5 protein-coding genes and 2 rRNA genes are annotated in these 5,617 nt (G+C 67.1%); 2 read left to right on the forward strand and 5 right to left on the reverse strand.

Going from position 1 to position 5,617, the window contains the following annotated elements:
* On the reverse strand, nt 1-1,120 hold a 1,120-nt coding region (locus tag C3L37_RS24000), incomplete at its 3' end, for an AMP-binding protein (RefSeq protein WP_129117071.1).
* A gap of 276 nt (nt 1,121-1,396) precedes the next feature.
* Here C3L37_RS24000 and C3L37_RS24005 point away from each other — a divergent pair.
* A complete protein-coding gene (locus tag C3L37_RS24005; RefSeq protein WP_129117072.1) occupies nt 1,397-2,413 on the forward strand; it encodes a TIGR04024 family LLM class F420-dependent oxidoreductase in 1,017 nt (338 codons plus the stop codon).
* 32 nt (nt 2,414-2,445) lie between these two features.
* On the opposite strand, the gene hsp14 is transcribed toward C3L37_RS24005, so the two are convergent.
* Together hsp14 and C3L37_RS24015 are read right to left on the reverse strand one after the other, a co-directional pair.
* Complete coding sequence (hsp14, locus tag C3L37_RS24010) at nt 2,446-2,889, reverse strand: archaeal heat shock protein Hsp14 (RefSeq protein ID WP_129117073.1); 444 nt, start codon at nt 2,887-2,889, stop codon at nt 2,446-2,448.
* 197 nt (nt 2,890-3,086) lie between these two features.
* Nucleotides 3,087-4,277, reverse strand: a complete 1,191-nt coding sequence (locus tag C3L37_RS24015) for a redox-regulated ATPase YchF (RefSeq protein WP_129117074.1) — start codon at nt 4,275-4,277, stop codon at nt 3,087-3,089.
* 210 nt (nt 4,278-4,487) lie between these two features.
* Between C3L37_RS24015 and C3L37_RS24020 the strand changes: the two genes are divergently transcribed.
* Entirely contained in the window at nt 4,488-4,784 is a 297-nt protein-coding gene (locus C3L37_RS24020) for a hypothetical protein (RefSeq protein WP_129117075.1), read from the forward strand.
* Nucleotides 4,785-4,942: 158 nt separating this feature from the next.
* Here the strand turns inward: C3L37_RS24020 and rrf are convergent.
* Both rrf and C3L37_RS24030 read right to left on the reverse strand, forming a co-directional pair.
* Nucleotides 4,943-5,064: ribosomal RNA gene (gene rrf, locus C3L37_RS24025) — 5S ribosomal RNA — on the reverse strand.
* A 167-nt stretch (nt 5,065-5,231) separates the two neighbouring features.
* Nucleotides 5,232-5,617, reverse strand: a 23S ribosomal RNA gene (locus C3L37_RS24030); the annotation flags it as partial.

Here is a 5,617-nt window from a genome sequence, read left to right on the forward strand (position 1 = left end):
TGGGACCGTGGATCACGAGTTCGCCCGTGATGGCCGCGAGGTCGACCTCGCTCTCGTCGACGGGGCCGCGCTCGACCGGCGCGACGGGCTCGAACGCCTCGTCGACCACCAGCGCCTCCACCCCCGGTAACGTCTGCCCGATGCTGCCCGGCCGTCTCGCCCCCGGTCGGTTCGCGTGCGTGACGGGGCTCGTCTCGGTCAGTCCGTAGCCCTCGTACAGTTCGACGCCGTACAGCTCCTCGAAGCGGCGGAGCACCTCGATCGGGATGCCCGCCCCGCCGGAGTTGACGAAGCGCAGGGACGAGAGGTCGAAGTCGGCGGCGTTCGGCTGGTTGATCGCGTCGTTGTACATCGCCGGTACGCCGTGCATCACCGTTATCCCCTCCCGCTCGACGAGAGACAGCGCCTCCTGTGCGTCCCACGACGGCAGCGGGTGGTACGACCCGCCCTCGAACAGCGTCGCGATCATTGTCACGGTCATCCCGTAGATGTGAAACAGCGGGAGGACGCCCAGGAACTCGTCGTCCGGCCGCACGCCGCCCTCCATGAGCTCCGCGCTGGTGCGCGCGTTCCACGCGAGGTTGCGGTGGGTGAGCAGCACGCCCTTCGGTCGGCCGGTCGTCCCCGACGTGTACGGCTGTACCGCGACGTCGTCGTCCGCGCGGTCCACGACGTCGACCTCGCGGTCGGCGAGGAACGAGTCGAAGCCGATCGCCGCGTCCGCGTCCAATTCGCCGACGCTCACGACGTGCTCGACGTCGGTGTCGTCGCGCACCGCCTCGACGAAGGGGACGAGGTCCGCGAGCGCGACGACGACGGTCGCCCCGCTGTCGGCCAGCAGGTGACCGATCTCCCTGGCCTTGTACTGGGGGTTCATCGGAACGACGATTCCGCCGGCGTGAAGCGTCCCGTGGAAGGCGACGACGTACTGGGGGAGGTTCGGCAGGTACACCGCGACTCGGTCACCCGCCCCGACGCCCCTGTCTGCGAGGCCGGCGGAGAACCGCCGGATTTCGGATCGGAACGTTCGGTAGTCGATCTCCCGCCCGTCGTACCCGATGGCCGTCGATTCGGGCGCGGCCTCCGCCGCACTCTCGACGTGCGTGACGAGGTTTGTCATGGCAAATCGTTCGATTCATCGGGTGAGGAACGCTAAAGTGTTTGGTCGCGTCGCGACCAATCATTACTCGCTTTCCGTGGAAGGTTAACGGAGGTAATTCGGTTCGTCACCGTCCTTCCGGGTGTAACACCACGGGTGCGCTCCGGAGGAACGCTTAACACCGTCGCGGTCGGGTCGGAACACGGAGATGTCAAGGACACGCGCGCGTCGGCTGCGGACCGCGGACGATGCTCCGATGCTTGGGACGATGCCGCGGGCGGACGGGAGAGGCGGTCGATGACCGGTTCGGTCGAGTTCGACGTCAACCTCCCGGTGACTGCGCGGCCGACCGTCGACCAGCTCGCCGAGGTGGCCCGCCGCGCCGAGGCGCTCGGCTACGAGCGGACGTGGCTGCCCGAGACGTGGGGTCGAAACGCGGTCGCGACGCTCGCGGTGCTGGCCGAGCGAACCGAGACGATCGGGATCGGGGCGAGCATCCTGAACGTCTACTCGCGGTCGCCGGCGCTCGTCGGACAGACCGCCGCGACGCTCCAGGAGGTGAGCGACGGCCGGTTCCGGCTCGGGCTCGGACCGAGCGGCCCGGCGGTGGTCGAAAACTGGCACGGCGTTCCGTTCGATCGACCGCTCCGGCGAACCCGCGAGTACGTCGAGATCACCCGACGGGTTCTCTCGGGGGAGCCCGTCGAGTACGACGGCGATCTCTTCGATCTCTCCGGCTTCCGACTGCGGGGCGACGCTCCGGACGAGCCGCCGCGGATCGACGCGACCGGGATGGGCCCGAAGGCCGTCGAACTCGCCGGGCGGTTCGCCGACGGCTGGCACGCGCTCATGCTGACGCCGGACGGTCTCCGAGAGCGACTGGGCGACCTCGAACGCGGCGCGGAACTCGGCGGTCGCCGCCCGGAAGACGTGCGGACGATGCTCACCGTGACCGCGTGCGCCCGCGAGGACGGCGACCGCGCCCGGGAGTTGCTCCGACAGCACCTCGCGTTCTACCTCGGGGGAATGGGAACGTTCTACCGCGACGCCCTCGCGCGACAGGGCTACGACAAGCGCGCGACCGGAATTCACGACGCGTGGCAATCCGGCGACAGACGGCGGGCGATGGATCTCATCGACGACGACCTGCTCCGTCGGCTCGGCGTCGGCGGTACGCCCGCGGAGGTGCGCGAGGGAATCGAGACGTTCGCCGGCATCGACGGCGTCGACGCCGTCGCCGTGTCGTTTCCCCGAGAGATCGACGCCGACGACGCGCTGGAGACGCTGGACGCGCTCGATCCGCTCGTCGGGTAGCGCTCCGCGCGATCCACGGGGCGCCTATCGGTCTACTCGACGTCGATCTGCCGACCTCGGTCGCTCGGCTCCGACTTCGGCAGCGTGACGGTCAACACGCCGTTGTTGTACGTCGCCGAAACCCCCTCCTCGTCGACGCGGTCGGGAATCGTGATCGACCGACTCACGGAGCGCTGGGAGCGTTCCTGCTGGAGGTAGTTCTCCTCCCGCTGTTCCGACCCTTCGCTCCGGTCGGCGCTGATCTGGAGCGTCCGGCCTGACAACTGAACCGAGATGTCGTCCCGCTCGAACCCCGGGAGGTCGACGGTGACGACGTACTCCTCGTCGTGCTCGGCGAGATCAAGGCTCGGGGATCTCCCCCAGAGCGCCTGTCCGCCGGCTTCACCCTCGAAACCCCAGGGCATCTCTTCGAACTGGCGGCTCATGCGGTCGAACATCCGTTCGATCTCGCGAAACGGGTTTCTCCTCGATGACATGTGATATCCCGGGTGCCGATCCACCCACGTGCTAGTGGGTTCATCTCGGGGTTAAATGTTCGCGTGCCACCCTATCGGACGACGCGCCGAACCGTCGTCTCGGTCACCGCGTCCGCCTTTCGTCTCGATCGGTGCGCTCGTCTCTCGTCCCGGTCGCCGCGTCCGACGATCGCCCCCGCCGGCCCGTTCAGACGGGTTCAGTTCGTCGAGACGATCTCGACGACGTCGCGGTGTTCGAGCTCGTGCCCCGAGCCGATCTGTCGGTTCGCCCGGCAGTCGACGCCGTGGAGGAGCCCGTCGCCGATGTCCGTGTGGAGGTGGTACGCGAAGTCCTCCGTCGTCGCGCCCGCGGGGAGGACGAAGCAGTCGCGGAAGACGCCCTTCTCGTCCGCCGGCCCGTTCGCGCTGCCGGGGAAGATCGCGACGGTTCCGAGTTCGTCGAACAGCGCCGACTCCAGCGCCGTCTGGACGCCGGTGCCGCCGTACTCCTCGACGAACTCGGCGATCCGCTCGACGCCCGCCCGCTGTTCGTCCGTGAGGTCCGCGGCGATCTCGAAGCCGTCGTCGCCCGCGCGGTAGTCGATCGCGCCGCGCTCTGCGGCGTTCTTCAGCGCCTTCTCCGCGTGCGCGCTCGTCGGAACGATCGTGAGGTGCTCGTACTCGGGATCGGCGGTGATCTCCGCGTAGTTCTCCTGCGCGATCGGCTCGTCCATCTTGTTCGCCGCGATCACCGCGGGTTTCGTCCGCTTTCTGATCTCCCGGGCGAGTTCCTCGCGGTCGAACGCGTCCCACTCGTTCGGGTCGAGCGCGAGGCCCTGCGCCAGGATGACCCGTTTCATTCGATCCTTGTCGATCTTGAACGCGCTCATCTGCTCCGCGAGATCCTCCTCGACGTGGGCTTTCTCGCCCGCGTAGCCGCTCCGATGCCGTTCGATTCCCTTCTCGAGGATCTCCAGGTACCACATGTCGAGTTCGTTCTCCAGAAAGTCGATGTCGTCGCGGGGATCGTGTCCCTCGGTCGGCTCGCCTTCGAGGTCGGTCTCCCCGGAGAAATCGACGACGTGGACGAGCACGTCGGTCTCGTTCAGATCCGTCAAAAACTGGTTTCCGAGCCCCCTTCCCTCGTGCGCGCCGGGGACGAGTCCCGCCACGTCGACCAGTTTGACGGGGACGAAGCGAACCCCATCGTCGCAAAAGCCGACGCTCGGGGTGCACGATTCGTCGAACTCCGGGGCCGCGCAGTCGACCCTGACGTACGCCTCGCCGACGCTCGGGTCGATGGTGGTGAACGGATACGCGCCCTCCGGCACGTCGTTCATCGTCGCGGCGTTGAAGAAACTCGACTTCCCGACGGAGGGCTTTCCGACCAGCCCGATCCTGTAACTCATCGTCGACTCTGGCCGAGCGACGGGCAAAAGCGGTTCTACCCGCGACGACGCGTGCGTGAGACACTCTGGCGACGCGCGCCGGATCCGACGACACGCGTTGGACCCGACGACACGCGCTGGATCCGACGACGCGTACCGGAACCGCCGACGCGTACTGGATCCTCACCGGCGGTCGGTGCCCATTTACCCTCCGCCCGCCGACCTCCGCGTATGAGCGGTGACACCTTCGGCGTCGGCATCGGCGTCACCGAGGCGGAACTGCGCTTTCTCGTCCGCGTTCCCTCGGACGTCGACTCCGGGTGGACGGATCCCGAGGAGTTTCAGCGCCTCGTTGAGCGCGTGGTCTGGGAGCGGCTGGACAAAGAAGCGGTACTGCGCCGGATCTCCGAATCGACTCCGGCCGGCGAAACGGTGAGGCTCGGAACGGTCACGCTGAAGCCGGACGGGACCGTCGTCGACCACGCGCTCTCTCCGCCGCGCTTCGACCCCGGGTCGAACCGCGACTGAGACGTAGCCGTCGATACCGATCGGAGAGCGTTCCGCTCGTGGGAGAGTCGAGAGGGCGATCGAAGTGCGCCCGCCTCGAATCCCGTGACGGGGATTGGCGTGCGCGTTGATCGCGACGACGGAGCCGCCGCTGGTCGGATGATGAATGAAGTATGAATGGGAGGCGGCGAACCGGGGTTCCCAGAGGCTCGCGCACTCCAGTACTCGCCGGCACGCTGGCGGGCTTAACTTCCGTGTTCGGGATGGGTACGGGTGTCGCCCCGCCGCTCTGGCCGCCTCAACGCCGACCCGCGGAATCGAACCGCGGTGCGAAACGCCGGAGAGTCCTCCGGGCGTCGAACTGCGGTGCAGTTCGGAACACCAGTGTCGGTCGGTCCGTCAACCGTGTGTGCGTGCGATCCAGTTAACGCCTGAACCCGCTTCAGCGGGTGTTGTCGTCCATTACGTATGAATGGTGGCTCGATCTGTTAGTGCTCGCGGGCTGAACGCCTCGTTGCCTCGGCGCGTACACCCCGAGTCTATCGAACTCGTCTTCTACGAGAGATCTCACCGGTACCTCTTTTCCATGTGGGTTTCGAGCTTAGATGCGTTCAGCTCTTACCCCGTGTCGCGTGGCTGCCCGGCGACTGCCCTCTCGGACAACCGGTACACCAGCGGCGACCACTCGTAGTTCCTCTCGTACTATACGAGCGTTCACGTCAGGTACCTCGCACCCCCAATAGATAGCAGCCGACCTGTCTCACGACGGTCTAAACCCAGCTCACGACCTCCTTTAATAGGCGAACAACCTCACCCTTGCCTGCTTCTGCACAGGCAGGATGGAGGGAACCGAC

The sequence above is a fragment of the Halegenticoccus tardaugens genome (genome assembly GCF_004116405.1).
Taxonomy (GTDB): domain Archaea; phylum Halobacteriota; class Halobacteria; order Halobacteriales; family Haloferacaceae; genus Halegenticoccus; species Halegenticoccus tardaugens.

What these genes read in the sequence shown, in the direction of transcription:
- C3L37_RS24005 (WP_129117072.1), top strand. Translation starts at nt 1,397, where the DNA reads ATGACCGGTTCGGTCGAGTTCGACGTCAACCTCCCGGTGACTGCGCGG.
- hsp14 (WP_129117073.1), bottom strand. Translation starts at nt 2,889, where the DNA reads ATGTCATCGAGGAGAAACCCGTTTCGCGAGATCGAACGGATGTTCGAC.
- C3L37_RS24015 (WP_129117074.1), bottom strand. Translation starts at nt 4,277, where the DNA reads ATGAGTTACAGGATCGGGCTGGTCGGAAAGCCCTCCGTCGGGAAGTCG.
- C3L37_RS24020 (WP_129117075.1), top strand. Translation starts at nt 4,488, where the DNA reads ATGAGCGGTGACACCTTCGGCGTCGGCATCGGCGTCACCGAGGCGGAA.